The 26,999-nt window shown below is 70.8% G+C and carries 24 protein-coding genes and 1 pseudogene; 16 read left to right on the forward strand and 9 right to left on the reverse strand.

Features of this window, described 5'->3' with window-relative positions; translation table 11 throughout:
* Positions 1-211: 211 nt before the first annotated feature.
* The 7 genes from ACZ7M3_RS37500 (at position 212) to ACZ7M3_RS37530 (ending at position 6,411) form a co-directional block, all read left to right on the forward strand.
* Entirely contained in the window at positions 212-1,135 is a 924-nt protein-coding gene (locus ACZ7M3_RS37500; RefSeq protein WP_099945105.1) for a MurR/RpiR family transcriptional regulator, read from the forward strand.
* Between the two features lie 330 nt (positions 1,136-1,465).
* Positions 1,466-1,846, forward strand: a complete 381-nt coding sequence (locus tag ACZ7M3_RS37505) for a hypothetical protein (protein WP_075030200.1) — start codon at positions 1,466-1,468, stop codon at positions 1,844-1,846.
* A 51-nt stretch (positions 1,847-1,897) separates the two neighbouring features.
* Positions 1,898-2,803, forward strand: coding sequence for an MBL fold metallo-hydrolase (locus tag ACZ7M3_RS37510; RefSeq protein ID WP_472069448.1), 906 nt, complete (start codon positions 1,898-1,900; stop codon positions 2,801-2,803).
* A 45-nt stretch (positions 2,804-2,848) separates the two neighbouring features.
* Positions 2,849-3,283, forward strand: a complete 435-nt coding sequence (locus ACZ7M3_RS37515; protein ID WP_472069450.1) for a VOC family protein — start codon at positions 2,849-2,851, stop codon at positions 3,281-3,283.
* A gap of 98 nt (positions 3,284-3,381) precedes the next feature.
* Positions 3,382-3,702 carry a DUF1232 domain-containing protein gene (locus ACZ7M3_RS37520; protein WP_452977775.1) on the forward strand — a complete coding sequence of 107 codons (321 nt, stop codon included), beginning with the start codon at positions 3,382-3,384 and terminating at the stop codon, positions 3,700-3,702.
* Between the two features lie 74 nt (positions 3,703-3,776).
* On the forward strand, positions 3,777-5,069 hold the full coding sequence (locus tag ACZ7M3_RS37525; protein WP_472069452.1) for a CAP domain-containing protein: 1,293 nt from the start codon (positions 3,777-3,779) through the stop codon (positions 5,067-5,069).
* 121 nt (positions 5,070-5,190) lie between these two features.
* The gene (locus ACZ7M3_RS37530) at positions 5,191-6,411 is read left to right on the forward strand and encodes a serine hydrolase domain-containing protein (RefSeq protein ID WP_472069454.1); all 1,221 of its coding nucleotides are present in this window, start codon (positions 5,191-5,193) and stop codon (positions 6,409-6,411) included.
* 67 nt (positions 6,412-6,478) lie between these two features.
* On the opposite strand, the gene ACZ7M3_RS37535 is transcribed toward ACZ7M3_RS37530, so the two are convergent.
* The gene (locus ACZ7M3_RS37535) at positions 6,479-6,631 is read right to left on the reverse strand and encodes a hypothetical protein (protein ID WP_472069456.1); all 153 of its coding nucleotides are present in this window, start codon (positions 6,629-6,631) and stop codon (positions 6,479-6,481) included.
* Positions 6,632-6,776: 145 nt separating this feature from the next.
* Here ACZ7M3_RS37535 and ACZ7M3_RS37540 point away from each other — a divergent pair.
* Positions 6,777-6,938, forward strand: a pseudogene (locus tag ACZ7M3_RS37540) (DUF6191 domain-containing protein); the annotation flags it as partial.
* Between the two features lie 44 nt (positions 6,939-6,982).
* Entirely contained in the window at positions 6,983-7,681 is a 699-nt protein-coding gene (locus ACZ7M3_RS37545; RefSeq protein ID WP_472069458.1) for a nucleoside/nucleotide kinase family protein, read from the forward strand.
* Here the strand turns inward: ACZ7M3_RS37545 and ACZ7M3_RS37550 are convergent.
* From ACZ7M3_RS37550 to ACZ7M3_RS37575, 6 genes are all read right to left on the reverse strand, one after another.
* Positions 7,611-9,443 (reverse strand): hypothetical protein, encoded by a 1,833-nt coding sequence (locus tag ACZ7M3_RS37550; protein WP_472069460.1) that lies wholly within the window; start codon positions 9,441-9,443, stop codon positions 7,611-7,613. The genes ACZ7M3_RS37545 and ACZ7M3_RS37550 overlap by 71 nt on opposite strands.
* 51 nt (positions 9,444-9,494) lie before the next feature.
* Positions 9,495-11,213 (reverse strand): hypothetical protein, encoded by a 1,719-nt coding sequence (locus ACZ7M3_RS37555; RefSeq protein WP_472069462.1) that lies wholly within the window; start codon positions 11,211-11,213, stop codon positions 9,495-9,497.
* Between the two features lie 2 nt (positions 11,214-11,215).
* Complete coding sequence (locus ACZ7M3_RS37560; protein WP_452979571.1) at positions 11,216-12,118, reverse strand: carbohydrate ABC transporter permease; 903 nt, start codon at positions 12,116-12,118, stop codon at positions 11,216-11,218.
* Complete coding sequence (locus tag ACZ7M3_RS37565) at positions 12,115-13,026, reverse strand: carbohydrate ABC transporter permease (RefSeq protein WP_472069464.1); 912 nt, start codon at positions 13,024-13,026, stop codon at positions 12,115-12,117. Before ACZ7M3_RS37565 ends, ACZ7M3_RS37560 begins: the two co-directional genes overlap by 4 nt.
* A 118-nt stretch (positions 13,027-13,144) precedes the next feature.
* Complete coding sequence (locus tag ACZ7M3_RS37570; RefSeq protein WP_472069466.1) at positions 13,145-14,473, reverse strand: extracellular solute-binding protein; 1,329 nt, start codon at positions 14,471-14,473, stop codon at positions 13,145-13,147.
* A gap of 274 nt (positions 14,474-14,747) precedes the next feature.
* Positions 14,748-15,893, reverse strand: a complete 1,146-nt coding sequence (locus ACZ7M3_RS37575; protein WP_472069468.1) for an ROK family transcriptional regulator — start codon at positions 15,891-15,893, stop codon at positions 14,748-14,750.
* 308 nt (positions 15,894-16,201) lie between these two features.
* Here ACZ7M3_RS37575 and ACZ7M3_RS37580 point away from each other — a divergent pair, with 308 nt between their 5' ends.
* The 7 genes from ACZ7M3_RS37580 to ACZ7M3_RS37610 all read left to right on the forward strand — a co-directional run bounded on the left by ACZ7M3_RS37580 (position 16,202) and on the right by ACZ7M3_RS37610 (position 22,921).
* Complete coding sequence (locus tag ACZ7M3_RS37580) at positions 16,202-17,107, forward strand: N-acetylglucosamine kinase (RefSeq protein WP_472069470.1); 906 nt, start codon at positions 16,202-16,204, stop codon at positions 17,105-17,107.
* Between the two features lie 299 nt (positions 17,108-17,406).
* Positions 17,407-19,356, forward strand: coding sequence for a phosphatase PAP2 family protein (locus ACZ7M3_RS37585; protein WP_472069472.1), 1,950 nt, complete (start codon positions 17,407-17,409; stop codon positions 19,354-19,356).
* Between the two features lie 194 nt (positions 19,357-19,550).
* A complete protein-coding gene (locus ACZ7M3_RS37590) occupies positions 19,551-20,063 on the forward strand; it encodes a methylated-DNA--[protein]-cysteine S-methyltransferase (protein WP_472069474.1) in 513 nt (170 codons plus the stop codon).
* A 14-nt stretch (positions 20,064-20,077) separates the two neighbouring features.
* On the forward strand, positions 20,078-20,815 hold the full coding sequence (locus ACZ7M3_RS37595) for a 2OG-Fe(II) oxygenase (RefSeq protein WP_472069476.1): 738 nt from the start codon (positions 20,078-20,080) through the stop codon (positions 20,813-20,815).
* Positions 20,816-20,972: 157 nt separating this feature from the next.
* Complete coding sequence (locus ACZ7M3_RS37600) at positions 20,973-21,329, forward strand: DUF6204 family protein (RefSeq protein WP_472069478.1); 357 nt, start codon at positions 20,973-20,975, stop codon at positions 21,327-21,329.
* 187 nt (positions 21,330-21,516) lie between these two features.
* Entirely contained in the window at positions 21,517-22,506 is a 990-nt protein-coding gene (locus tag ACZ7M3_RS37605) for an alpha/beta fold hydrolase (RefSeq protein ID WP_472069480.1), read from the forward strand.
* A 268-nt stretch (positions 22,507-22,774) separates the two neighbouring features.
* On the forward strand, positions 22,775-22,921 hold the full coding sequence (locus tag ACZ7M3_RS37610) for a hypothetical protein (protein ID WP_472069482.1): 147 nt from the start codon (positions 22,775-22,777) through the stop codon (positions 22,919-22,921).
* A 49-nt stretch (positions 22,922-22,970) separates the two neighbouring features.
* On the opposite strand, the gene ACZ7M3_RS37615 is transcribed toward ACZ7M3_RS37610, so the two are convergent.
* Complete coding sequence (locus ACZ7M3_RS37615; protein ID WP_472069484.1) at positions 22,971-24,002, reverse strand: LacI family DNA-binding transcriptional regulator; 1,032 nt, start codon at positions 24,000-24,002, stop codon at positions 22,971-22,973.
* 8 nt (positions 24,003-24,010) lie between these two features.
* A complete protein-coding gene (locus ACZ7M3_RS37620; RefSeq protein ID WP_472069486.1) occupies positions 24,011-26,998 on the reverse strand; it encodes an aminotransferase in 2,988 nt (995 codons plus the stop codon).
* Between the last annotated feature and the right edge of the window lies 1 nt (position 26,999).

Below are 26,999 nucleotides of genomic sequence, written 5' to 3' on the forward strand. Positions count from 1 at the left end.
CGCGAATCAGGCCAGGTTCACATCCTGATGCGATCTTCATGGAGCAGAACCGGGCCGTACGGACTCCCGATCACACCGGGCCATGTCGCCCACCGGGCTCCCGACCTCACGTTCCACGCCCGCCGAGCTACGGCGTGTGGTCATCCATGCCCTGGTCAGCACGGTCCGTGAGCTATGTTGAGTTCTCGTGGGACACGAAGGAGGCACATCGGTGCCATCGCCGCAGCAGGCACGCGCTCAGGCGTCTGCCATCACCTCGGGGAAGACTGCTCCGGAGGTGGGCGCGGCACCCACGTCCCAGCTCAGGGAGTTGTTCGACGGCCCCCGGCTCTCGCCAGGACAGCGCCGTATCGCCCAGTACCTGATCGAGCACATCACCGAGGCGGCGTTCCTTTCGATCACCGATCTCGCCGAGCGCGTCGGGGTCAGCCAGCCTTCGGTGACCCGCTTCGCCGCGGCGGTCGGCTTCAGCGGCTACCCCGCACTGCGGGAGAAACTGCAGGCCATCGCCCTCAGTACACTCTCCAGCACCCCGGGCGCGCCCGCGGAGGACCACGGCAACGAGCTGCAGTTGGCGGTGGACGCCGAGATCGAGAACCTGGAGAACCTGCGCCGCGACTTCGCCGATCCGGACCAGGTGATCACCATCGGCCGCGCGCTGTCGCAGTCGACCCCGCTCACCGTTCTCGGCCTGCGCATCTCGGTCTCGCTGGCGGAGTACTTCGCGTACGCCGCCCGCCGCATCCACCCCGATGTGCGGCTGGTGACGCGCGGCGGGAGCGTCGCCTACGACGCGCTGCTCCAGTCGCGCGAGGCGGGCGGCACCTGGCTGCTCGCCTTCGGAATGCCCCGTCATGCCCAGGAGACGCTGACCGCGGTGCGGGTCGCACGCAGCGCGGGGCTGAAGGTCGCGCTGATCACCGACCTGGCGCTCGGACCGCTCGCGGACGAGGCCGACGCCACCTTCACCGTAGGCACCGGGGCCCGTCTCGTCTTCGACTCCTACGCCGCGCCCGTCATGATGTCGGCGGCGCTCCTCCAGGCCATGTCCGACGCCGATCCGGAGCGGACACAGGCCCGGCTGGAGGAGTACGAGCAGATCGCGGAGCAGCATCAGTTCTTCCTCAAGGACTGACCCCGCACGGCTTCCCCTACCCCCTACGCCCCGTACGCCCCCTGCCGGCACGGCATCACGGGATCATTCGCCCATATCGCGGATGAATTTTTTCATGTCCTTGCGTATCCGGCGGTATATATAAATACTTCTCGCGGATGCGACCAGGAGGCCTCCGGGTCACGTCCTACGGCCATCCGGGGCCGTCCGCTCCTACCCGCATGGGGCCCCGGATGTTCGGACGGGCCCCGCGTGAGCGGGTGCCCGTGGTGGCGGCCCCGGCCATCCCCTAGACCGGGGCCGCCCCATAACCCGCACCCTTGCCGCCGACGTAACCCGGAAGCGATGAACATGGCCCTGACGACGTACTCACCGATCACCTCGGACTGGCCGTGCCAGGTCAAGACCCCCGGCAGCTTCGACTGGGAGCGCTCCGCGACCAAGTGGCTGCGCGATCTGGTGCCCTCCCGCTACGCGAGCTACCCAGTGCTCATGAAGCACCCCGTGCTGCTCGCCCGTCACGCCCAGATCCAGGTGCAGCACGAGATCCGGGTCGCCCGGACCGCCCTGCAGACCGCCCGGGCCGAACTCCCCGCTCTCGGCCTGCACGAATCGGTCATCGAGCACACCATCAAGATGTACGCCGCCGAAGTGCTGCAGCTCAACCACATCGCCCGCAGCGTCCGAGCGGTGACCCAGGCACTCGTCGACCACAACGCCGGGCGAAACTGAGGGTCCCGGGTCCAGGTGGTGGTCCCGGCGGGATCATCACCGGGAGACGTCGTGGACACCCAGAGGCCGAGGACCGAACAGACCACTGAAGCAGCGGAGAAGGCCGCGGGCGCGCGGGCGCTGGACGTGCGGTGGATCCACGGATCGCCGTCGGCCAAGCACAACACCGATCCCGACATCCAGGTCCACGCCCACGACGCGCACACGGTCATCCTGCGGCAGAACATGGCCGTCGACTACGAGGCGCCGTTCCTCTTCCTGCTGTTCGGCGAGGCACGGGCCGTGCTGATCGACACCGGTGCCACGGCCTCGGCGGACTTCTTCCCGCTGCGCCGGGTGGTGGACGAACTGATGGAGACCTGGCTGACCGCCCGTCCCCGGGCGGGTTACGAGCTGTTGGTGCTGCACACCCACCCCCACGGCGACCACGTCGCGGGGGACGGACAGTTCGCCGACCGACCCGGCACCACGGTCGTCGACGCGGCCCTCGACCAGGCCTGGCCGTTCTTCGGCTTCGACGACGACCTCGAGGGCGTCGCCCGCGTCGATCTCGGGGGCCGGGTCCTGGAATGCCTGGCCACGCCGGGCCACCACGCGGCCGCGGTGACGTACTTCGACCCCTGGACCGGCTTCCTGCTCACCGGAGACACGGTCTATCCCGGCCGTCTGTACGTCGAGGACTGGGCCGCGTTCACCCGCACCGTCGACCGCCTGATCGACTTCTGCGCCGAACGGCCGGTCACGCACGTGCTCGGCTGCCACATCGAGATGTCCCGCCAACCGGGTGTGGACTATGCCGTCCGCACCACCTACCAGCCCGACGAGCCGCCCCTGCAGATGACGACGGGCCAACTGCACGACATCCGCGCGGCGATCGACACCGTCGGCGACCGCCCCGGACGGCACGTCTTCGACGACTTCGTTCTCTGCCGCCGTGACGTTCCCGAGGGCCGGTAGGAGCTGTACGGCCGGATTGTCAGAGGCGCGCAGTACGGTCCTGTCATGGCAGCCAAAATCGATCTGACCCTTGACTGCGCGGACGCGACACTCCTCGCCGAGTTCTGGAAGACGGCACTCGGGTACATCGACGAGCCCCCGCCCGCTCCCTTCACCACCCGCGAGGAGTGGCTCGCGCAGTTCGACCTTCCGGAGGACGACTCCGCGGACGACGGCGCGTGGCTCTGCGATCCCGACGGCGTCGGCCCCCGCCTGTCCATCCTCAAGGTTCCCGAGCCGAAGACGGCGAAGAACCGCCTTCACATCGACGTCCGTGTGCCGGGACACGGCGGCCCCGAAGAGCGGTGGGCGCGGATCAGGGCGGAGTCCGAGCGGCTCGTGAAGGGGGGCGGCTCCGTGCTGGAGGAGTTCGACGGGCACCACGTGGTGATGGCCGACCCGGAGGGCAACGAGTTCTGCGTCGCCGCCGGCTCGGCCTGAATCGGCCTGAATCGGCCGGTGTTTCGGGGGCGGTACGAACCGGGCGAGCGGGAACACGAAGGGGAGGAACTGCCCTACGAGAGCTCAGGACGGAACTCATGGACTCCACGACATGGACGGTGGTCCTCATCGTCGCGATCCTGGGTGCCGCCGCGCTCGGGGTGGCGATCGCGGTCCTGGTACGGCTCGTGCGCGCCCGCCGCGACCTCAGACGCGCCGGGCTTCCGACCGGGTCCCGCTGGGTCTTCTGGGGCGCCGTCGCCTATCTCGTGCTGCCGACCGACCTGCTGCCCGACCCGATCTACCTGGACGACATCGGCGTACTCCTGCTCGCGCTGCGGTCGTTGCGCCCGCCCGAGGCGATCGACGCCCGCGGTGCCGCGGAGCGCGGGAACCCTCGGGAGCGAACGGGACGTTGACGAGGTGAGCGGGCGGGAAGCGGGTGCGCCCGTGTCGGTGGTCCGCGAGGACCATCCCTTCGACGGGCGGCACGATGAGCGAGTTGGTTCCCGGGGGCAATGTGCCCCTGCCGGGCGGCACCCTGACAATCCGGGTGCCGGGTCCCTTCGACGTCTCCGCGCTCATCACCGACGACAGCGGCAAGGTGCGCGGCGACGCCGACTTCGTGTTCTACAACCAGCCGACGGCGCCGGGCGCCCGGCTCACCGGTGAGCACCTCACCATCGACCCGCCGCGCCTGCGGTCCGGCGCGAGCCGCGTCACCGTGGTCGTCAGTCCGGCCGATCCCGGTACGCCGCTCGGCCGACTGCCCGCTCCCACCCTGCACGTCAGCGGTCCGGGCGGCCACACCCTCGCCCGGTTCACGCCCCCGCGCCCACAGCGGGAGACCGTGCTGCTGCTCGCCGAGATCTACCGACGCGGCACGGCGTGGAAGCTGCGCGCACTGGGCCAGGGATACACGGACGGACTGGCCGGCATCGCACGGGACTTCGGGGTCGAGGTCGCCGAGGATGCGACCGGGGACGATCCGACACCGGTGGCGACTCCCGACCCGGACGGCTTCCTCGTCCTGGTCAACTCCGTGCGCGGCGCGGCCGGTTCCCCACCCGTCTCCCTCGACGCGCGCCTCGCGACCGCGGCCCGGGCCCACGCCTCCGACATGGCGGCACGCGGACTCCTCAGCTCCGAGAGCGCCCAGGGGATCTCCGTCTACCAGCGCATCACGTCCGCCGGATACGCGTATCTGACCGTCGGCGAGCACCTCGTCTCCGGCCCGCGCACCCCGGGCGAGTTCGTGGAGTACTGCCTCAGCACCGAGCAGTCCCGCGACACGCTGTACAACCCGGCGTACAGCCAGGCGGGGCTGGCGTACGTCCCCGGCCGACGCTCCGGCGACATGTACTGGACGGCGCTGTGGGCCAGGCCCTTCAGCCGCGGGGGCCTGCAGCGGACGGCGGGTGAGGTGGTCGCGCTGACCAATGCCGAGCGCACCGCGCAGCGACTGGCGCCGCTCGCCGTCGACGCCCTGCTCACCACCGCGGCCCAGGCGCACAGCGACGACATGGTGGGCCGCGCCTTCTACTCCCACACCTCCCCCGACGGCAGCCAACCGTGGGACCGGGCCGCCGCCGCGGGCTCCGAACGCCGCACCATCGGGGAGAACATCGCCTGCGGCCAGCGCTCCCCCGCCGAGGTCGTCCGCGGCTGGATGAACAGCCCGGGCCACCGCGCCAACATCCTCAAGCCCGACTTCACCCACATAGGCATCGGCCTCGCGGGCGGCGGCACGGCGGGGACGTACTGGACGCAGCTTTTCGGCCGCTGAAGGATCTTTTCCGCTTTCCTTCGCGTGACATGCAACCCATCTGCCCCTCCGGCGCGTACAGATGGTGCCGACGTTCGCATCCGCGGCGCGGTACACAGAGGGAACTCGGGAGAAGAATCAGATGGTCTCAGCAATGGTGGGCAGAGGTACGGCGCTGGGCGCGGCGCTGTTGGCCCTCCTCGCAGTCCCCGCACAGGCCGGCACCGCCGCGGCCGCGGATCTGCCGACACCCGACGACGCCGGTCTCCAGGCGGTGCTGCACACGGCCCTGTCCCAGGGAGCCCCCGGTGCGATGGTGCGGGTCGACGACAACGGCACGGTCCACCGGCTGTCGGAGGGAGTCGCCGACCGGGCCACCGGGCGTGCGATCACCACGACCGACCGGTTCCGCGTCGGCAGCGTCACCAAGAGCTTCTCCGCCGTGGTCCTGCTGCAACTGGTGGACGAGGGCAAGCTCGACCTGGACGCTTCGGTGAACACCTATCTGCCCGGGCTGCTGCCCGACGACCGGATCACCGTGCGTCAGGTGATGAGCCACCGCAGTGGGCTGTACGACTACACCAACGACATGTTCGCGCAGACGGTCCCGGGCTTCGAGTCCGTCCGCAACAAGGTCTTCAGCTACCAGGACCTGGTCACCCTGTCCCTCAAGCACGGGGTCACCAACGCACCGGGCGCGGCCTATTCGTACTCCAACACGAACTTCGTCGTCGCGGGCATGCTCATCGAGAAGCTCACCGGACGCTCCGTGGCCACGGAGTACCAGAACCGCATCTTCACGCCGCTGAACCTGACCGACACCTTCTACGTGCACCCCGACACCGCCATCCCGGGCACGCACGCCAACGGCTACCTCACGCCGGACGAGGCCGGCGGGGCCCTGGTGGACTCCACCGAACAGACGGTGTCCTGGGCGCAGAGCGCGGGCGCGATCATCTCCAGCACACAGGACCTGGACACGTTCTTCTCCGCGCTGATGAGCGGGCAGCTCATGTCCGCCACGCAGCTCGCGCAGATGCAGCAGTGGACGACGGTCAACAGCACCCAGGGGTACGGCCTCGGCCTGCGCCGCCGTGACCTGTCCTGCGGTATCTCGGTGTACGGGCACACGGGCACCGTGCAGGGCTACTACACGTACGCCTTCGCCTCGAAGGACGGCAAGCGCAGCGTCACCGCGCTCGCCAACACCTCGAACAACGTGAACGTGCTGAACACGATGGCCCGCACGCTGGAATCCGCGTTCTGCGGCAAGGCGACGACCGCGAAGCTGCGCAGTGCGACCTCCTCGGCGACCACCGTGGAGCGCCACGAGGACATCGCGCCGGGCATCGCCCGCGACTGACGCGCGAAGGTGCGGCCGGACCCACCCGTCCGGCCGCACCCCTCCGCGGACAGACCCTGGGCCTGGTTCATGACTTCTTCAGGTCCGCCCGGTAGGTCCGGTACAGGGCGCTGCCGTCGCCGCATCGCCGCGGGGGTTCGCTGCACTTCCGGCAGGCGAGCAGGTGGTCGAAATACGCCCGGTAGCTGTGGGGGGCGAGCGTAGGGCGTTGCTGCGGCATGACGTTCTCCCCGTGGACGGCGGCTGCGACGCCCGTTATTGACCAATATTCAACAGCTTGATGAGCATAGGCGGAATGACCGGTCCCAGACCCGAGGTCGCCGGAGCCTGGCCGAATCCGACTCTCGCAGCCTGATACTGGTGGCATGGGATTCGCCGTCTTCATGACCCTGCCGGGACTGGTCATCCTGCTGACTCCAGCGGCCTTCGCGGACCAGCTGTTGCTGCGCGCCGGACGGGCCGGCCTTCTGCCGTGGCGGAACGGCGTGCGCCAGGGCCAGATATCCGCGACCGGATTCGAGCAGTTGATCGACCTGGTGGGCAGGGCGGCCGTCGTGCGCAGGCCCGGCTCATGACCTTCGACGATCTCGTGGAGCGGGCCGCGGCGCTGGTGCGCCCCGGTCGGCGTGCGATTCTCGGGATCGCGGGAAGCCCTGGCGCGGGCAAGACGACGCTGGCCGAGCGCCTGGTCCGGGAGCTGAACGGCGACGCGCCCGGCCGGGTCGCGCACGTGCCGATGGACGGGTTCCATCTCGCGGACGTCGAGCTGGACAGGCTGGGCCGCCGAGACCGCAAGGGCGCTCCGGACACCTTCGACGCGGCGGGGTACGCGGCGCTGTTGGGCAGGCTGCATGACGAGGAAGAGGACGACATCGTCTACGCGCCCGGCTTCGAGCGGACCTCGGAGCAGCCGATCGCGGGCGCCGTCCCGGTCCTGCGCAGCGCCCGCCTGATCATCACCGAGGGCAACTACCTCCTGCTGGGGGACGGGGCGTGGGCGCGCGTACGGTCACGGCTGGACGAGGTGTGGTTCTGCGAGCTCGACGAGGAAGAGCGCGTACGTCGTCTCGTCGAGCGCCACGAGGAGTTCGGCAAGGACCACGACACGGCGGTGGCCTGGGTGCTCGGCACGGACCAGCGCAACGCCGACCTGGTCGCCGCGACACGGGACCGTGCCGACCTGGTCGTCGGCGCGGAGGTCACCGCCGCCGCAGTTCCAGCGCGGGTTCCCCTCGGTCATCACCCACGGGATTCCCGATCAGTGCGGTGAACGCCTCGGTGCGGATCGTCAGGCCCGCCGGTGTGTCCGCGAAGGTGGGGACGAGGGGGCCCGGGGAGCCGTAGCGCACGGCGAAGACGTGCAGGTCCTGCGGGGCGCCGGGAGCCGGTCCGGCTTCGAGTGCCGTGGAGGCGACGAGGTGGCGCCAGCCCTCGTCCGGGTTGCCGTAGCCGCGCGGGTCGGCGGCCAGGGCGAACGCCGCCAGCTCCTGGGTCGTCTCGGAGCGGGCGTCGAAGCGGTCGACGCCGTCCGCGCGTGGATGTGTCAGCGTGAGCGGGCCGGCGGAGGTCACGGCGGCCTCGGCGGTCCTGCGCACCCGATCCCCGTCGTCGGTGGCGTACGGCAGTCCGGCGAGCAGATACGGCGTCCCGTCGAGGCGTTCGACGGCGACCGTGGTCCACAGGCTCACGCCGTCGGTGACGTACAGCGACCGGACGTGGCGCAGCACGTGGTCGCGACCGACGACCGGCTTGGTGACGAGCTTGGCGCTCAGGCCGTCGCTCTCGACGTCGCGCACCCGTACCTCGCCCATGGGGCGGCTGAACACGAAGCCGTCGACGACCGGGCCGAAGCCGTGCTGTCGGTTGACCGCGGCGGGCAGGTAGTACGTGCCCGCCGCCTCGACCAGCGAAGGGGTCATCCGCTGGTCGAAGGCCACCGAGACCGTGCCCGCGCGCAGTTGATGCCGTGCGGGGTTCCTCGACGGCGTCCGGTGCCAGTGCGTGGCGTCCTGGATCTGCCAGACCAGCATGAACGCGAAGTGGCCGTCGAGCGCGCCGTCCGGCCCGACCGCGTGCCGGCCCCAGCGGGTGTCGCCCCGGTAGCGGCCGAGGTCGGCGCCGATCCGACGGCCGAAGTGGCGCAGGCCGAGCACGGCCTCGAAGCCGGAGTGCTGTTCGCTGTAGCGCGGCCCGCCGATGTCGAAGCCGCCCACCGTCAGACGAGCGTCGAGATACCGGGCGAGCGCGTCCCCGTCCTCGGCGAAGACCGGCTCCCCGCTGACCCTGTGGGCCTGGGCGAGGAAGGAGAGGGAGATCGGCCCGTAGTTGTTGTCGTACGCGCCCCCGTGCTCCGGGGGCAGCAGGGCACCCCGGTCGCGGACGCGGCGGGCGCGGATCTCGTCGGCGTACAGACGCATCGCCCGCGCACGGACCGACTCCCCTTCCTCCGTGGGGAGATGGCCTGCGAGCATCAGCCCACCGACGACACAGCCGATGGCCTGGTTGCCGGCCTCCTGCGGGTTGAAGAAGGTCGCGTCGGTCAGCCACAGCCAGTAACCGTGCGCCAACTCGACCAGTTCACGGCGGTCCTCGTCGGGGACGACCGGGGCGGCCGTGCCCAGGATGTTGAGCGCTTGGAGCAATGCCCACACCGTGCTCGGCCAGTCACCGATGGGGTGGGCGCCGTCCTCCAGTACGTAACGGGCGTACGGCAGTCCGGAGCCGCGCCTCCTCAGGTTCGGGTAGCCGGGGTTGTCCTCGGTGAAGACCCGCTCCCGCAGATGGAAGCGCAGACCGCGGCTGACGGCCTCCGGCAGGCGCGGGTCCTTCGTGCGCCGCCAGGCGAGCGCCAGCAGGGAGGTGACGCCGAGGGAGGTGTCGCCGACGTCGTCCACACAGTCGGGGTGTTCGAGATTGCCCTCGGGCGTGATGCGGGCCAGGGCCTGCTCCACAACGTCGGCGAGGACCGCGTCGTACGCGTCGGGGGTGGACGGCAGGTCGTGCAGCGGGCCGAGCTGGCGTGGCAGGTGCATGGGTGGATCGGCCCTTCATGCCGGAGGTGGCCATGGCGTGGTTCGTCGGAGTCAGACGACAGGCGAGGGACGGCGGGCGCGCAGTGCGACGGTCAGCGTGTGAGGGCCGTACCCACCGATGTAGACGCGGTTCCCGGTCGTCGCGTCGGTGCCGCCGACCACGGTCTGGTCCTGCCCCGGGTCGTACCGTAGTACGTCGCTCCGGTCCGGCCCCGCGAGCGGCTCGCCTGCCTCGACGCCGGCCTCGACCCGGATCTCGTCGTCGCCGACCCGGTAGGTCATCGACCCGGTCGTCAGGCACCAGCGTCCGTCGCCGATCGCTACGGCGCCCTCGGGCACGCCGCCCGGCCGGAAGGTCAGTTCGAGGGCCCAGGGCACCCTTGGTCCGCTGATGTCGATCCGCAGGTCGGCACCGTCCTCCCGCAGCTCCGCTTCGACGCGGGTCGTGTGGGAGACCTCGTCCCGAGGCCGGTCCGGGAAGGCCATCGCGGCGGAGAAGCGTCCCTCGTCCGCCATCCGGTAGGCGCCGTCGTCCCGCAGCAGGTCCGGCGGGAGCGGCTGGTAGTAGGCGGCCGTGAGGGTTTCGGTGAGCCGGTACCGGTTGTCGGCGAGCTGTTGCATGTCTGCGGCGCGGAACGGGCCCAGGTCGAAGAAGCCCCGTGAGAGGCGGACCGCGTCGAGGACGGCGTCACCGGCGAACAGGCGCAGGAAAGTGGGATTGCAGGCGAGGCCCGAGCGGATGCGCCGGTGCTCGGGCACGTCCGAGCCGCCGTACAGGACGCTGTGCGCGGTGGCGGAGGCACGTGAGGCGAGGCGGGCCGTGGTGATGTACCGGTCGCGGGGAAGGGCTTCCGGCGCCGGTTTCGGCAGCACACGGCACAGGTCGGGGGTGAGGAGGGTCGCGGCGAGCAGGTCGGGGTCGTCGATGCCGCCGGCTGCCGCCAGCCGCGCCGCCCGGCTGAAGTCGCCCCGGCCGGTGCGGATCGCGAGCAGCCGGTAGTGCGGCAGGTAGGGCGCCAGCGGGAACGGGTGGTTCTGGTCCTGCCGCCGCGAGTGGACGGTCTCCACCGTGCCGTCCGGTCTGATGAGGTCCAGGGTCGCGGTGAGGTTGCGTTCGACGGCGTCCCACAGGTCGGTGCGGCCGAGGACGTCGGCCAGGAGCAGCAGCGACGGGTTGGACACGTGGGCCGCGTAGTTGGCGCTCCGCTCCGAGTACAGGCCCTCCGCATCGATGTCGACGCCCTCGGCGAGCCACGCGTCGACACGGTCGAGCAGCCGGCTGTCCGGGAACGACCGGTGCAGCCGGGCCAGCGCCGCGCACAGCTCCCAGCGGTGGTTCGGGGTGTGCACCCCACCGGTCAGGAGACTGCCGGAGGCGGCCCCGGCGATCTCGGCGAGCGCGGCCGTGACGTCGCGCAGTTCCGGCCCCGCGCCCGCGGCGAGGACGTGCGCGTCGCACACGTCGTTGACGGTGAACGCGGAGTCCGGCGGTGACTGCACGTTGTCGCCGCCGGCGAAGAGGCCGGTGGTGGTCTGCGCGGCTCGGAGGGCGCCGAGGTGGGCCATCATGGCGGCGACGACCTGCCTGCTGCCGTGCAGTGCCGAGTCCGTGGAACGGTACGCCGCGACCAGGGTCTTCACCCGGCGTGCCAGAGCGCGGTGGGTCACACCGGCGGGTTCCTCGTCGGGGCCGGCCGCCGGCGGGGCGGCCAGCCGGTCGGCTGCGCCGGCCACCGCGCGGACGAACTCGTGGTCGAGCGGGGTGGGCACGGTCAGTCCTTCAGGCCGGCATTGATGTCGGCGCCCATGACGTAGCGCTGGAAGACCAGGAAGATGGCGATCAGAGGGATCATGGAGATGACCGATGCGCCGAGCAGGACCGACCAGTTGATGTTCTGCGCGCCGACGATGCTCTGGATGCCGATCTGCACGGTGAACTTGTTGGGGTCGTTCAGCATCAGCAGCGGCCAGATGTAGTCGTTCCACCGCCACTGGAAGGACAGGATGGCGAGGGTCAGCATGATGGGCCGGGAGAGCGGCACCATGATCCGCAGGAAGATCGACAGTTCGCGGGCGCCGTCGATGCGTGCGGCTTCCACGAGTTCGTCGGGAACCGTCAGGAAGAACTGGCGGAACATGAAGCATCCGGTCGCGGTGAGCACGGCCGGGAGGATGATGCCGGCGAACGAGTTGTAGAGGCCGAGGTTGCGGACCACCAGGAACTCCGGGGCGAGCATGACCTCGGACGGCAGCATCGTGGTGGCCAGGATGCAGATGAAGAAGACCTTGAGCCATTTGTTGTCGTACTTGGCCAGCGCGTACCCGGTGCAGCAGCTGACTCCCACCGTGAGGATCGTCGTGATCACGCACACGATGGCCGTGTTGATGAAGTACTGGGAGAAGTTGGCGCTTTCCCACGCTGCTTTGAAACCCGACAGGGTGGGGTTGTGCGGAACCAGTGTCAGCGGATAGGAGAACAGGTCGCTGGACGGCTTGAGGGAGCTGAGGATGAACCACAGCACTGGAAACCCGTACAGGCACGCCATGATCCACAGCAGTGTCGTCGGGGCCACCGCCCGCCGGAGCCCGCCACTGCCCGCCCCGCGGGGCCGCTTCTTGGCGACGGCTCGTTTGGGATCGGCGTCGACCGGACGTGGCAAATCTGTGGTTGTCATCGGTTCTCCACCCGCCGGTTGACGATCAGCTGGATGATCGCGACGGCCATCAGGATGAGCATGAGCACGAACGACGCGGCGCTCGCGTAGCCGATCTGGCCCCGTTTGAAGCCGGTCTCGTAGATGTACTGGACGAGCAGGTTGTTCGAGGTGCCGGGTCCGCCGTTGTTGAGGGCGACGAACACCGGGTATTCCTTCATCGCGTTGATCGTGTTGAGCAGGATGACGATGAACGAGGTGGGCGCGATGCTCGGCAGCGTGATGCTGAAGAACTGGCGCCATGGGCCTGCGCCGTCGAGCGAGGCCGCCTCGTAGTACGACACCGGTACGTTCTTGATGGCCGCGATGAACAGCAGCATCGAGAAGCCCGTCCAGGCCCAGGACGCCGCCATCACCACGACGATCAGCGACAGTTCCGCGTTCGACTGCCACGGAACGGCGCTGCCGCCGAACTTCTCGATGACGTAGTTGACCAGTCCGAAGTTCTCGCCGAACATCCACCGCCACAGGACGCCCACGACGATGGGCGACAGAAGCCATGGGATGAAGAAGATGACGCGCGCGACCGACCCGCCCTTGGCGTTCTTGCTCACCACCAGGTTGGCGGCGAGCAGCGAGACCGCGAAGTTCAGCGGTACGAACAGCACGGTGTACAGCAGCGTCCGGCTCAGCGCGTCGTAGAACGTGGAGTCCCCGAACAGGTTGTCGTAGTTGTCCAGTCCGATGAACTGGAACGCCCCCACGCCCGTGTAGTTCGTGAACGAGTAGACGAGCCCGATCACCGCCGGCCAGACGAAGAACAGCGAGAAGAGCACCACATTGGCCGCGATGAGGACGAGCGGCGCAAGGGTGTACTTACTGCGTCTCCTGGGCGGGCTCGCGGACACGTCCGAGGCGCGTTTTGTCATCTTCCTGACTCCGTGCTGGTGGAAGGGTTTGCTGTGGGCTCGGACCATGAGCCCCGGCTTCACGCGGGCGCCCGGGGCCGGGCGGCGGTGTCTCGAGCCCGCCGCCCGGCCCGTCGGCCTACGATCCGCCGCCGACCTGCTGGTTGTAGCCGGCCACGATGTTCTCCAGGGCCTTGTCGGCCGACTGCTGACCGTTGATCGCCTTGCCGAGCTCCGTCTTGGTCGGGTCCTCGGTGAGGCTCTTGCCCTTCAGCACCCAGTTCGTCTGCGCGCCGTTGAAGTAGCCCGAGATCGGGGCGTAGAGCGGGATCGACTCGTTGTACAGCTTGAACGCCGCCTGCGCCGCTTCGGACTTGAAGGGGTACGTCGGGTTCAGACCGCTCTCGACGGGCAGGAACCCGGACGCCTCACACAGCGCCTGGTAGTGAGCCGGCTCGTACAGCCAGGACAGGAACTTCGTCGCGGCGGTGGCCGCGTCGGCGTTGTTGTTGAAGCCCACCGTCATGCCGCCGCTGTTGACGTCGCTGGCCTGCACCGGCTGGGCGGGAGTCGGGACGCTCGCCCACTCGAACTTCTTGATGCTCTCCGCGAAGGCGGGAACCTGCCACACGCCGGACCAGTAGGCGACCACGTCACCGCTCTGGAACATGGCCGACGGGTCGGCGCCGCTGGTCCACACCGACTTCGGCATGGTCTTGTCGTCGTTCAGTCCGACGAAGTAGTTCACGGCCTTCTTGGTCGCCGCGTCCACCGAGAACTTGCCGGAGGAGTCCGCGTGGACGTACTGCCCGCCCATCTCGTACACCATGGCGCGGAGTCGGGACGGCGACTGGTCGAACGTCAGGGAGTACTTGGCGCCGGCCTTCTCCCGGACCTCGTCCGCCGCCTTGATGAAGTCGGTCCAGGTCCAGGTCTTGTCGGGCGAGGTCGGGAAGGAGACGCCGGCCTTCTCGAAGAGCGACTTGTTGATGTACAGGCCCGACGCGGTGACGTCCGAGGGGATGGACAGCACCTTCCCGGACGAGTCCTTGGCGAGGAAGTTGGCGTTGATCTTGTTGGCCTTGTTGTTGGCGATGGAGCTGAGGTCGATCAGCTTGCTCGACCAGATCGGGTCCAACGCCGGCACGGCCGCCACGTCGGGCAGGGAGTTCGCCTGCGCGGCGTTGTGCAGCTTCGTCGGGTAGCCGTCGTAGGGGATGTTGACGAGCTTGACGTTGACGCCGGTTTCCTTCTTGTACTGCGCCACCATCTTCTTCCAGCCCGCGTCCTGCCCCGGAACCGTGGAGATCCAGAACGTCAGCGACTTGGAGGTCCCGCCCGAGCCGGATCCCGACCCGCACGCGGAGAGCAGCAGGGCTCCTGCCGTGGCCACGGCAGCGAGAGGAACCAGGCGGCGCATGCCGCCGCGGCCGAGTCGGCGAGAGTGCCGCACACCCACACTGGTCATCTTCAATCCCTTTTCGTCGTAGCGGAAGAAGCACGGCGCCAGCCGAGGCGGCACGGGTGCGTTTTGAGGGAGATTTCGCTTTCCGGGGGCACGGCCTCGCCCGGCCGTGTCGCCTTGACGGGTGGGGTCCCCAGCCTCGAAGGCCGCCGCCCGCGAGCACGCCCTCGCCGGGCTGCCGTACGTCTGGGTACGGCCGGGACGCTCACCCCAAGTCGACGTCCCGGCCGACTTAGAAAGCGCTTGTCCGGACATTGGCAGACCGATAAGGAAGCCGTCAATCCTTCGCCTGCGCGCCTTCGGTCACGTTTTGGACTCCCTTGGCCACGGCGAGCCGGGCGGCACCCACGACGGTACCGAGATCCCCGATCTGGCTGCTGACCACCTCGGTGGGCCAGCTGAGCCGGCCCAGTTCGGCCCGCACCCCCGGCAGGAGCTGCGGATCGGCGCCCGTGCTGCCGCCCAGCACGATCAGCCCAGGGTCCAGTACGGCGGTCACGGCGGCGGCCAGCCGGCCCACGTCGGCGGCGTGCCGGGCAACGAGCCCACGGGCGGGTTCCCGGCCCGCGGCGGCCAGCGCGAAAAGCCGCTCGGCGGTACGGGGGCGCGGGCCGTCACCGGCCCGCCAGGCCCGGGCGGCCCGGCGCAGCAGGGCGTGCGAGCCGACATAAGCCTCCAGAGCCTCCTGACGCGGCTCCCGGTCGTCGTCCCAGGGATACGGCAGCCGGGCCAGCTCACCGGCCGCGCCGTTGGCGCCGCGCAGCACCTGGCCGGCGATGACGATGCCGAGACCGATACCGACGCCGATCCGCAGATAGACGAAGGTACGACGGCCCCGCGCGGCGCCCTCCTGCAGTTCGGCGAGGGCCGCGCAGTTGACGTTGTTCTCCAGGTGGACGGGCACGCCCTGCGGCAGCGCGACGGACACGGCGTCGAAGACGGGCCCGGCCTTGGCGGTCGCCGGGCGCATGCCGGTGCCGGCACGGTCGGGCTCGGTGACGTCACCGACGGCGACCACGATGGCCCGCAGCGGGGCGCCGGGGGGCAGCGCGGCCAGCGCCTCTCGGACGGCCTCGGCGGCCCGGGCCCGCGGGGTGGCCGCCTCGGCGAGCAGGGTGCCGTCCAGGGCGCAGCCGCGCACCCGGGTGCGGGCCGGGCCCAAGTCGACGGCGAGGACCGAGCCGGAGGCGGGCCCCAGGCCGTATACGGCCGCGGAGCGGCCGGTGCCGCTGGACGCGGTGCCGGAGTGGGTGGCCAGCCGGGCGCTCTCCAGTTCCGCGACGGCGGCGGAGACCGTCGGCTTGGACAGCCCCGCGAGGCTCGCCAGCTGCGGCCGGGTGGCGCTGCCGGCCTGGGCCAGGACGGCGAACACCGCGCTGGCGCTCTCGGTGAGGCGAGGGACTTCAGTCACGACGTGTTCCACAGTTCCCCCATGGGTCAGGGGCCGCGCTCCCCGGGTGACGGAATGCGGCGATGCGATGCCCTCGTGCCGCGCGGTCCCGCCCTCCGGCGGCGTCCCGTTGATCGACTGCGCGACAACTCTTGACGCACTGTACTTCGTTAGTTAACTTCCTAACGAAATCCGGTACTCGCCTGCCGCGCTCCGTAAGAAGCCCGTCCCGGGGCTTCCCGACTCGCTCAACTCCTCTTCGACCAGACACGGTTCGCCCGCCGTCTCAGCACAGTGCCATGTTCTTCGGCGCTCTTCGCCCAGACGACGAAAGAGGATCCGTGCAGGACACTCCTTCATCCCCGCTCGTGGTCGGTATCGACGTGGGTGGCACCAAGACCCATCTCCGCGCGCTCGTCGGCGCGGACCCGGTCGCCGATCACGTCCGGTCGAGCAGCGGCTGGCGGCCGCACGAACCGGCCGCCGCCGCCCGCTGGCTGACGGCACTGATCCACGAGGCCCTGCCCGTCGACACCCGCCCGGCCGCACTGGCCGTCGGCGGGCACGCCTGTGAGACCCCCCGTCAGTGCGCAGGCATCGCCGCCGCGCTGCGAGAGGTCCTCGACATGCCCATCCTGGTGGTGGGCGACGCCGAACTCCTCGTTCCCGCCGCGGGGCTGGACAAGGGGGTCGGTCTCGTGGCCGGCACCGGTTCGGTGGCGGTGGGGCGACTGACCGACGGGAGCGCCGTTCAGGTCGGCGGCTGGGGCGCGGCGCTCGGTGACGAGGGCGGCTCCGCCGGTCTCGTACGGGAAGCGGCGCGCGCCGTGTGGGCGGCGCACGACCGTGGTGAAGCCCCGGACGAACTCGCCCAGGGGCTCATCGCCGCGTTCGGGGTGAGTGAGGTGCCCGCCCTGGGCGCCGCGCTGGAGAGCGCCACGGACGTGTCGGCCGAGTGGGGCCGGCACGCGCCCGTCGTGTTCGCGGCCGCGGAGCGGGGTTCCCGGATCGCGCGGTCGGTGATCGCGGACGGCGGCCGGTCCCTCGCCGCGCTCGTCGCGCGGCTCGCCGAGCGCGGGGTCGCCGTCGACGACGTGGTGGTCGCCGGCAGCACCGTGCTCTCCCAACCCGCCCTGTACACCTCCTTCACGACGTCCCTCGCCGAGTCCCTCCCCGGGGCACGGCCCAGGCCGCTGCGGGCGGCGCCGGTCGAGGGGGCCGTGGCATTGGCACGTGCCCTCATATGAGGGGACGGGGTGGCGCGACGCTCGCGAGGCGACCGGCGCCCCGCGGGGCAGCGCGCGTCGCCGCGGTGTGGGCGCCGGACAAGTAGCTTGCGCCGGGGGCGCGTTCGCCCGCACAGCGGGCGCACAGGGTCAGCGCATTCGTCCGTACGACACTTCGCCGCCCCTCGCGCTTCGCAAGCGTGACATGAATCAGCCGTAGATCTTCGCTCGTATGACTCGTCCTCACCACAGGGGCACAGTCGCTTCACGACTTCACCCGGCTGTCGGAGGACCCCATTCCACTCAGGAGAGGCACATCCATGCCGTCACCAGCCGGGCAGCAGTCCGTCCCCTCGGTCCCCGTCCGTGAACGCGCCCTGAACCGACGGGTGTTCCTGCGCAACTCGCTCGGCGCCTCGGCGGGACTGCTGGCCGCTCCGACCGTCGTCACCTGGCTCGCCGCCGCGGACGCGAAGGCCGCGACGAGCCCCGCCGCCTTCGTGGACGACTACACCACCAACATCCTCGCCAATCTGACGCCCGAGACCAACGCGGTGGTCCGCATCCTCGGCGGCATGAGCAAGGTGTGGAAGACCGGCGGTGCCTGGAACACGGGCACGCCGCTCATGCCCGAGGTGCTGCGCGCCAACATGCGTTACTGCGCCCGCATCACACACGCCCGCACCGACGCACAGGCGAAGGAGGCGTTCATCTACGACCGGCAGCACCAGAGTTACGCGATGATCGCCGGCCTGGGTCCGCTGGCCGACCTGTACAAGACCGGCGCCAAGGCGGTCACCTCCATCACCAGCGCTCCTGACGGCACTCCTTCCGGCAAGATCAACGACGCCGTGCCGGCCGACGCTCCGGCGGGCTCCGCACAGGGCGCCGGTTCGCACGACTCGGCGCTCGGCAAGGTCGCCGAGCTGGTGGACACGGTGCGCGGCCCGTACGCCTCCGGCAACCCCGGCAAGTACGCCTTCCAGTACCCGCGTCCGTGGCGTATGAACGAGAACAGCGAGGTCGTCGACACCGGGAAGGTCGACGCGCTCGGCTTCCCGGTCTACGACTCCGACGTGATCGTCGCCCCGCAGCTGCTGTGGCAGCGCGGCACGACCGCGGTCGACGACGGCGGCTTCCCCAGCGGCCACACCAACGCCTTCCACCTGGCGGGGCTGGCGTACGCGTACGCGATGCCCGAGCGCTTCCAGGAGTTGGTGGCGCGCGCCTACGAGCTCAGCCACACCCGGATCATGGCGGGCATGCACTCCACCGTCGACGTCATCGGCGGCCGGATCATGGCCACGGCCCTGGCCGCCGCGACGCTGGCCGACCCGGCCAACGCCGCCCTCAAGGCCGCGGCGCGCGCCCAGGCCGCCGCGTACTTCCAGCAGCAGACCGGTTCGACGGCGGACACCCTGTACGCCTACGCGCACTCGGCGGGCGTCGCCACCGACTCGTACGCCGACCGGGCCGCCAACGTCCGCGCGCTCACGCCCCGGCTGACGTACGTCCTCACCCGGCACGGCCGCTCCGAGGGCATGCCCGTGCCCAAGGGCGCCGAGGTCCTGCTGGAGACGCGGCTGCCCTATCTCGACGCCGCCCAGCGCCGCGAGGTGCTCCGCACGACCGCCCTGCCTTCCGGGTACGTGCTGCTCGACGGCTTCGAGCAGTGGGGCCGGCTCAACCTGTTCGCCGCCGCGGACGGGTACGGGGCCTTCGAGTCCGACGTGAACGTCACCATGAACGCCGCCGACGGGGGCTTCAGCGCGGCCGACACCTGGCGCAACGACATCTCCGGGTGCGGCCGGCTGGTCAAGCGCGGTACCGGTGCGCTGACCCTGACGGGCCACAATGCCCACACGGGCGGCACCGTGCTGGCGGCGGGCGTGCTGACGGCCGGTTCGTCGGGTGCGCTGGGGTGCGGCGACGTGCGGGTGGACGGCGGGACCCTGCGGGTGAGTGCGGCGTCGTCCGTACGCGTGCGCGGCAGCTACACGCAGGCGTCCGGCGCGAGCCTGGAGGCGACGCTCCGTGCGGGCCGCGTGCCCGCGCTGACGGTGGAGCGACGGGTGGTACTGAGCCGGGACAGCGCGCTCACGCTGCGACTGGACGCCGACCGGCCGCCGGTCCCCGGCACCACCGTCCCGGTGCTCCGGACGTCGTCGCTGCGAGGCCAGTTCGCCCGTATCACGGTCGAGGCGGACGGATACCGGGCCGTGCCCGTGTACTCGGTGGACGGGCTGTCCGTACGACTCGTACGGCACTGATCCCCGCCCCGGGGACGAGCTGAGCGACAGGACCCGTGGACCGTGCGTGAACGGTCCACGGGTCCTCTTCGTTTCCGTGCGCCTTCGGTCCCGTGCGCTCTCGGTCCCGTGCGCCGCGTCCGATTTCCGCCAGCCAGGACGGCGGCCATGGCGCAGAGTGGGCAGCGGAGACACACTTCGAAAGGACAGGACCGATGCCGGTGTACACAATGTTCGACAGCCCTCTGGGCGAGCTGCTGCTGGTGGGCGAGGAGTCGGTCACCGCGAAGGGCGGCACGGCGCTGGTCTCGCTGTCCATGCCCGGCCAGAAGTCCGGCGCCGTCGTCCAGGACGGCTGGACCAGGGACGAGAAGGCGTTCGCCGAGATCGTCTCGCAGCTGCGCTCGTACTTCGACGGGGTGCTGACCGACTTCGACATCGAATACGTGAGCGGCGCGGGCAGCGACTTCCAGCAGCGGGTGTGGAAGGCGGTGGAGACCGTCCCGTACGGCATGACCGTCAGCTACGGAGAGATCGCCGCGCGGATCGGCGCGTCGAGGGCCGCCGTGCGCGCGGTGGGCACGGCGATCGGCGCGAACCCGCTGCTGCTCGTACGCCCCTGCCATCGCGTGATCGGCGCCAGCGGCTCTCTCACGGGGTACGCCGCCGGTCTGGAGCGCAAGCAGCAGCTCCTCGACCTGGAGCACGCGCGCCCGGCCACCACCTGAGGATCGCCACCATCATGAACACGCTCGACACCGCCCACCTGGCGGGTCCGGTCGCCGACCGCGTCGCGGCGAACGACTGGACCGCACTGACCGACGAGCTGAACGAGCACGGACACGCACTGACCACTCGACTGCTGACCCCCGACGCATGTCGCGGAATCAGGGCGCTCTACGACGAGACCGACCGCTTCCGCACCACCGTCGACATGGCCCGCCATCGCTTCGGCTCCGGCCAGTACCGCTACTTCACCCATGAACTGCCCGACTTGATAAGGGAGTTGCGCGAGTCGTTCTATCCGCGGCTGCTGCCCGTCGCCCGGGAATGGGCCGACAAGCTCCGGCAGCCCGCCCCCTGGCCCGAGGACCTGGAGGAGTGGTTGGCGATGTGCCACGCGGCCGGGCAGGCCAAGTCCGCTCAGATCCTGCTGCGTTACGGGCCCGGCGACTGGAACGCGCTGCACCGCGATGTGTTCGGCGCGATGGTGTTTCCGCTCCAGGTCGTCATCGGCCTCGACGCACCCGGAGTCGACTTCACCGGCGGCGAATTCATCATGACCGAGCAGCGGCCCCGGGCGCAGTCGCGGGGGTCGTCCACGACTCTCCCGCAGGGGCACGGGCTGATCTTCACCACCCGCGACCGGCCCGTCGCCTCCCGGCGCGGCTGGTCGACGGGACCGATGCGGCACGGCGTGAGCACCGTCCGTTCCGGGCGGCGTCACACACTGGGCCTGGTCTTCCACGACGCGGCGTGACCTCCGCGCCGAAGCGGCGGTGGCGGGTGACCGGACCGACACCCGGCGAGAGGCACGCTTTCGGCGAGCCCGTTCCGCACAGCGTGATGTTCAGCCGATGGCCGTCTCGCAAAAAACGCGGTGGTGCCCCACCGAACCCGCTGGTTAGGGTCGCCGGATGAGCACACGTACCTTCCGCGTCACCATCCGCGGCGTCTTCGACGGGCTCGGCGCGGAGCAACGCGCCGAGCTCCTTGCCCGCGCGTCCGAGCACGACGTGCTGCGTGCCGCCTTCACCCCCGAGGGGCACCTCAGCTACGACCTCGCAGCCCGGCCCGCCTTCACGTTCCGGTTCCTGGACTCGGGAGACGCGGAGGAGGACATCCTGGAGGCGACCGAGCGTGCCGAGACCGCCGCGCGGGCCTGGCTGACCGAGCGCGGCTACGGATACAAGAACCTCAGGTCGAAGGCCGAGGACCTGTCCCAGGCCCCCCTCGGCAAACGGCAGCGCCGCGCCGCCGCACACGGCTCCTAGGACGCGTTCGGCCGATCTTCGACGCGCCTCGTGACCACGGGGCCGGTTTTGCCGAATCGGCAACAGGCTTGGCTCGCGCCACACCGACCGCCGCATGATCGTCGGTAGTACCGGAGGCCGCATGCCGAACGGGCCGCTCCGGCCCCTTCACCGCAGCGGCCCCGCGTCGAGCCCTCTGGGAGGATCCGTGCCGCAGCCGTCCGCAACAGACCGCGTCCACCGTCTTGTCCCCTCGCCCGCCGGGCGGATCCACCTGGTGGAGCAGGGGACCGGCCCGCTGGTCCTGCTCGTCCACGGTTTTCCGGAGTCCTGGTACTCCTGGCGCCACCAGCTTCCGGCACTCGCCGCGGCCGGCTACCGGGCGGTCGCCATCGACGTCCGCGGCTACGGCCGCTCCTCCAGGCCCGAGGCGCTCACCGCGTACCGGATCCTCGAGCTGGTGGAGGACATCGTCGCCGTGGTGAAAGCCCTGGGTGAGGAGTCCGCGATCGTCGTCGGACACGACTGGGGTGCGAACATCGCCGCCGTCTCCGCCCTCGTCCGCCCCCACGTGTTCCGCGCGGTCGGACTGCTCAGCGTGCCCTACGCCCCGCGCGGCGGCCCGCGCCCCAGTGAGATCTTCGCGCAGCTGGGCGGGGACGAGGAGTTCTACGTCTCCTACTTCCAGGAGCCCGGCCGGGCCGAGGCCGAGATCGAGCCCGACGTCCGCGGCTGGCTCGCGGGCCTGTACGCGGCGCTGTCCGCCGACACCATGCCCGCGCCCGGCGCGCCGGACCCGCACTTCGTGAGCCCCGGGGGCGCGCAGCGCGACCGCTTTCCCACGGGGCGGCTCCCCCACTGGCTCGACGAGCACGACCTCGATCTGTACGCGGGAGAGTTCGAGCGGACCGGGATGACGGGGGCCCTGAACCGCTATCGGAACATGGACCGGGACTGGGAGGACCTGGCCGACCACGACGGTGCGCCCATCGCACAGCCCTCGCTGTTCATCGGCGGCGGTCGGGACGCGTCCACCACCTGGCTGGCCGACGCGATCGCGGCCTACCCCACCACCCTGCCCGGGCTGCTCTCCTCCCACCTCCTTGACGACTGCGGCCACTGGATCCAGCAGGAACGGCCCGAGGACGTCAACCGCATCCTGATCGACTGGCTCACCCGGGTCACGGGCGACAAGTGACGTTCCCGACCGGGGCAATCCCTCGATCGGGTGACTCACCTCGGGCGAGTAGACCGAACGCCACACCACGACCGCATCACCCAACGCCCCCTGGGCCCAAATGCGGGGCACCGAGGTGGGGGCATGACCGACTCGAATCCACTGCCGGGTCGAAGACACTGCCAGGCTCGAAGACACTTCCCGACGCCGTGCACGCGTGGGCCGAGAGCGCCCTCGGCTCATTCACCGTCGTACGCGATGCCTCACGCCCCCGGCCCGGATCCCGGGTGTGGGCCTGACTCCGGAAGGCAAGCCAGGCCCCGCCTGCTTCGGACTCGGCCTGAAGTCCGTCCCGCTGCCGGACGGCACCGAGCTCCGGGGCAAGGCCGGACACGACCGCCTTCTCCTCGCCGTGGTCGCACCGACCTCCACGTAACGGCCACGGGCGGAGAGGTGCGGCGGTGAGTGCGCCGAGCGCGGCGTCGCTAGGCGCGGGTCGATGCCCTGACGGTCAGTGCGACGGGCAGGGTGCGCACGGTTCCCGGTGGCGTCCGGCCGGACAGGATCTCGCAGAGCAGGCGGGCGCATTCGGCTCCCATCGAGCGGGGGCGCAGGTCGATCGCGGTGATCGCCGGCTCCGCCGTCCGCATCGCCGAGCAGTCCACGCAGGACGCCAGCAGCAGATCCCCGCCCACCGTGCGGCCCGCCGCGCGCAGTTCGGGCAGCACGGCCGCGGCGGCGCCGTCGGGAGCGCACACGACGGCGTCGGTCCCGGGTTCCTTGGCGAGCAGGTCCCGCGCGATACCTCGCAGTACCTCGGGGGTGGCACCGACGGGCGCCCTGCGCAGGACGCGGGGTACGCCGTGGTCGGCGCACCAACGGGCGTGGGTCCGTTGGAGGGTGAGGGACCAGTCGGAGGTGGCCTCGGAGGCGACGAGCGCGGGCCGCCGGGCACCGGAGTCACGCAGATGGTCGAGCAGTTCGGTCATCGACACCTCGTGGTCGGAACGGACCACCCCGGTCGGCTGCTCATCACCGGCGTACCGCTCGGCCGTCACGACCGGCAGCCCGGTGTTCATCAGGTGCCGGACCACCGGATCCTCGGGGGCCGGGTCGCACAGCACCAGCCCGTCCACCTGGGGGGACGCCGTGCCGTGCTGCGGCAGATGGCCGGAGGACAGCAGGGTGACATTCAGGCCCGCGCCCGCGGCACGCTCGACCACTCCGAACACGAACGCCATGGAGTACTCGGCGCTGGTCAGGAACTCCGGGAGGTAGAGCGCGACGGTGTCCGTGACGGAGGTGCGCAGGCTGCGGGCGCTGCGGTTGGGCGCGTAGCCCAGCCTCCGGGCCGCCGCCAGCACGGCATCCCGGGTCGCTCCCGACACCCGGCCGTGACCGCGCAGGGCGTCCGAGGCCGTGGTCTTGGAGACCGCGGCCGCCCGTGCCACGTCGGCGATCGTGGGCGGGGTGCCGGGGCGGGGCGCCGGCACGGCCGCGGATCCGGGGGTCGGCATCTCCCGTGTCACCAGCCGTGCGTCAGTACGTCGTCCAGCGCGTCGGCGAACACGTCGGCGCTCCGCCGGGTCAGACACAGCGGCGGCTTGATCTTCAGTACGCACTGCCGGTCCGAGGTCGGCTGGACGATCACCCCGAGTTCCCGCAGCCGGTCGCAGATCGCGGCCGTCTCCTCGGTCGCCGGTTGCAGGCTCTCGCGGTCCCGGACGAACTCGACGCCCAGATACAGCCCCGAGCCGTGCACCGCGCCGATCAGTGCGTGCCGCTCGGCCAGTTCGAGGAGCCGGTCCTTCAGGTGGGCGCCGATCTCACGGGCGTTGGTCTGAAGGTCCTCGTCGCGCAGGGCGTCCAGGACGGTGAGCCCGACCACCGAACTGACCGGGCTGCCGCCCGCGGAGGAGAAGAAGTAGCCCTGCGTACGGTAGGCGTCGGCGATCTCGCGTCGGGTGATCACCGCGCCCAGCGGATGCCCGTTGCCCATCGCCTTGGCGACGGTGACGATGTCCGGCACCACGCCCTGCTGTTCGAATCCCCAGAAGTGCGAGCCGAGTCGGCCGTAGCCGACCTGGACCTCGTCGGCGACGCACAGCCCGCCGACGTCGCGGGTGGCCTCGTACACCTGCCGGAGATATCCGTCGGGGAGGGCCATGCCGCCCGCGTTGCCGTAGTACGGCTCGCACACGAAGGCGGCCAAGGGGTGCCCCTGGGCGGCCAGTTCGCGGATCCTGGCGGCGGCTTCGGGAGCGTACCGCCGCGACTGCGGTCCCCGGTGGCGGCCCCGGTAGGAGTTGGGTGCCGCGACGGTGTGCACCCACGGGGGCCGTGAGGCGAGCGCGTTCGGGTTGTCGGCGATCGAGGTCGACACCGCGTCGCTCGCGTAGGTCCAGCCGTGGTACGCCTCCTCCACCGCGACCACGTCCTGTCGTCCGGTCGCCGCCCAGGCGAGCCGGAGCGCGAGGTCCACGGCCTCGGAACCGCTGTTGACCAGGAACACCGTGTCCAACTCGGCCGGAAGGAGTCCGGTGAGTCGCTCGGAGAGCTCGACCACCGAGGCGTAGTGGAAACGGGAGTTGGTGTTCAGCCGCTGCCACTGCCGGTGCACGGCTTCGCCGAGCCCGGGGTGGCCGTGGCCGAGGATGGTCACGTTGTTCAGCATGTCGAGGTAGCCGCGGCCCCGGGTGTCCACCAGGTGGTGCCGCCAGCCGCGTTCGATCTGGGGCGGCGTCTCGAAGTAGTGCTCCTGGACGGTGGCGAAGGAGTGCTCGCGCCGCTCCAGCAACTCCGCTTCCGTGGAGGCCTGTTGGGTGTCGCGGGCGGAGAGCGACGCGTCGTCGGGAGCGGAGGGCGGCGCGTCAGGGGCGTCAGGAACGTCAGGGGCGAGGAAGAGGCGGGTCGGGTCGGGGCACACCGCCAGCCATCCGGCGGCCAGTTCCGGCGGCGCGAACCGTGGCGGTCGGCCCCCGGTGGCGCACGGCCGGAAGAGCTGGATGCCCAGCACCCGTACGCCCTCGCGGGCGGCCACCGTCCCGAGCTGCTGACCGGAGACGACGGGACCCGGCTGGACCTCCGCGTCGACGCCGTCCAGCAGCAGGTCCAGGCCTCCGGTGTGCAGCGTCACGCCGGTGTCGCCGTGCCGGGTGACCGTGCCCGCCCAGGGTGCCCGTATCTCCGCCGGACCGGCGAGGTGGAGCTCCACGCCGAGTGCGCAGGTCGCGGCGGGGACGGGGTCGTCGACGGTGGTGCGGGTCAGCCGGAACTCGCCGTGCCGGGTCCGTACCGCCGCGTGGCCCGCCGTCAGGGCGGTCCGGGCCAGGGCGGTTTCGGCGTCGGGCGCCAGCCAGCGTCCCGTGTGCAGCTCCTCGCTCGACACGGACAGGTCGAGGCTCGCCACGTCGTCCGGCAGGCCGGGCAGCAGCGGATGTTCGGCCACCGGCAGGAGCTGCGCCGACGGGCGGCCGAGGGCGTGCCGCAGCTGGGCCGTCATCACCTCGGCCGGAACGGACACCGCGGCCTCGAACATCGCCCACTCGCGGTCCAGCGCCACCGAGGCGTAACTGTTGCCGGGGTCCAACAGGGTGTCGTACTGGCCGCTCACCACCATGACGGAGGTCCGCAGCACGACCAGCGGCCACAGCGCGTCCACCTCCTCGTTCGCGAGAGGTCGCACCGCGTGGAAGGCGTGCACGGCGGGCAGCACGGATGCCGGTCCGGCCCCGTGATGATGGAGCACGGAGGCGCAGGTGACCGCCAGTTCGGCCACCGTCCAGCCGAGGCCGAGGTCACCGAAGTCGATCACGCCGACCGGCATCCGGCGGCCGTCCGGAGCCGGTTCGCAGACCACGTTGTTGTCGGTGACGTCACCGTGGATCACCTGCGCCGGCAGGCGGTCCACGAACGGTTCCAGCAGGGTGTGCGCGGCCCGGGACGCCCGCAGTACCCGAGCGGCCCGTTCCTGGTCGGGCAGGTGGGGAGCGAGCGTCTCGACGACGGTGAGCGCGTTGCGCAGATCCCACAACAGGGGCCGTTCCTGCTCCACGCCCGCGAAGTCGGCGAGCCCGGCCACGACCCGTCCGGCGAGTTCGCCGAGCCTGGCCACGACCGGTGGTGCGAGATAGCGGCTGTCCATGATCGGCTCACCGGGTACGTAGTCCAGCAGACGGCATACGAGATCCACGCCGCCCGCACTCAGTCGCTGCACCATCTCGCCGTCGACGCCGGCGTGGGCTCGCGGCAGCCTCAGCCCGGACATCACGTCGGACAGGCGCTCCACGGCCGCGCACTGGGCGCGCAGCGCGGCCGGGTCCGAGGCCGGGTTCGCGATCTTGAGGACGTAGTCCCCCGTCCCCGTACGCACGCGGTAGTTGCGGTCCTGCTGGCTGCCCAGGTCGTGGACGGTTCCCGTCACCCCGAACCGCTTCGCGAGCACCGCCGACACCTCGGCCTCGTCGACAGGACCGATCGGCCGCACCAGCCAGTCGGCGGACGGGATGCCCATG

Source organism: Streptomyces sp. NPDC111656 (assembly GCF_055656965.1).

What these genes read in the sequence shown, in the direction of transcription:
- ACZ7M3_RS37565 (WP_472069464.1), bottom strand. Translation starts at nt 13,026, where the DNA reads ATGACAAAACGCGCCTCGGACGTGTCCGCGAGCCCGCCCAGGAGACGC.
- ACZ7M3_RS37535 (WP_472069456.1), bottom strand. Translation starts at nt 6,631, where the DNA reads ATGCCGCAGCAACGCCCTACGCTCGCCCCCCACAGCTACCGGGCGTAT.
- ACZ7M3_RS37595 (WP_472069476.1), top strand. Translation starts at nt 20,078, where the DNA reads ATGAACACGCTCGACACCGCCCACCTGGCGGGTCCGGTCGCCGACCGC.
- ACZ7M3_RS37615 (WP_472069484.1), bottom strand. Translation starts at nt 24,002, where the DNA reads ATGCCGACCCCCGGATCCGCGGCCGTGCCGGCGCCCCGCCCCGGCACC.
- ACZ7M3_RS37550 (WP_472069460.1), bottom strand. Translation starts at nt 9,443, where the DNA reads ATGCACCTGCCACGCCAGCTCGGCCCGCTGCACGACCTGCCGTCCACC.
- ACZ7M3_RS37600 (WP_472069478.1), top strand. Translation starts at nt 20,973, where the DNA reads ATGAGCACACGTACCTTCCGCGTCACCATCCGCGGCGTCTTCGACGGG.
- ACZ7M3_RS37505 (WP_075030200.1), top strand. Translation starts at nt 1,466, where the DNA reads ATGGCCCTGACGACGTACTCACCGATCACCTCGGACTGGCCGTGCCAG.
- ACZ7M3_RS37620 (WP_472069486.1), bottom strand. Translation starts at nt 26,998, where the DNA reads ATGGGCATCCCGTCCGCCGACTGGCTGGTGCGGCCGATCGGTCCTGTC.
- ACZ7M3_RS37525 (WP_472069452.1), top strand. Translation starts at nt 3,777, where the DNA reads ATGAGCGAGTTGGTTCCCGGGGGCAATGTGCCCCTGCCGGGCGGCACC.
- ACZ7M3_RS37520 (WP_452977775.1), top strand. Translation starts at nt 3,382, where the DNA reads ATGGACTCCACGACATGGACGGTGGTCCTCATCGTCGCGATCCTGGGT.
- ACZ7M3_RS37545 (WP_472069458.1), top strand. Translation starts at nt 6,983, where the DNA reads ATGACCTTCGACGATCTCGTGGAGCGGGCCGCGGCGCTGGTGCGCCCC.
- ACZ7M3_RS37560 (WP_452979571.1), bottom strand. Translation starts at nt 12,118, where the DNA reads ATGACAACCACAGATTTGCCACGTCCGGTCGACGCCGATCCCAAACGA.
- ACZ7M3_RS37515 (WP_472069450.1), top strand. Translation starts at nt 2,849, where the DNA reads ATGGCAGCCAAAATCGATCTGACCCTTGACTGCGCGGACGCGACACTC.
- ACZ7M3_RS37530 (WP_472069454.1), top strand. Translation starts at nt 5,191, where the DNA reads ATGGTCTCAGCAATGGTGGGCAGAGGTACGGCGCTGGGCGCGGCGCTG.
- ACZ7M3_RS37590 (WP_472069474.1), top strand. Translation starts at nt 19,551, where the DNA reads ATGCCGGTGTACACAATGTTCGACAGCCCTCTGGGCGAGCTGCTGCTG.
- ACZ7M3_RS37570 (WP_472069466.1), bottom strand. Translation starts at nt 14,473, where the DNA reads ATGACCAGTGTGGGTGTGCGGCACTCTCGCCGACTCGGCCGCGGCGGC.
- ACZ7M3_RS37585 (WP_472069472.1), top strand. Translation starts at nt 17,407, where the DNA reads ATGCCGTCACCAGCCGGGCAGCAGTCCGTCCCCTCGGTCCCCGTCCGT.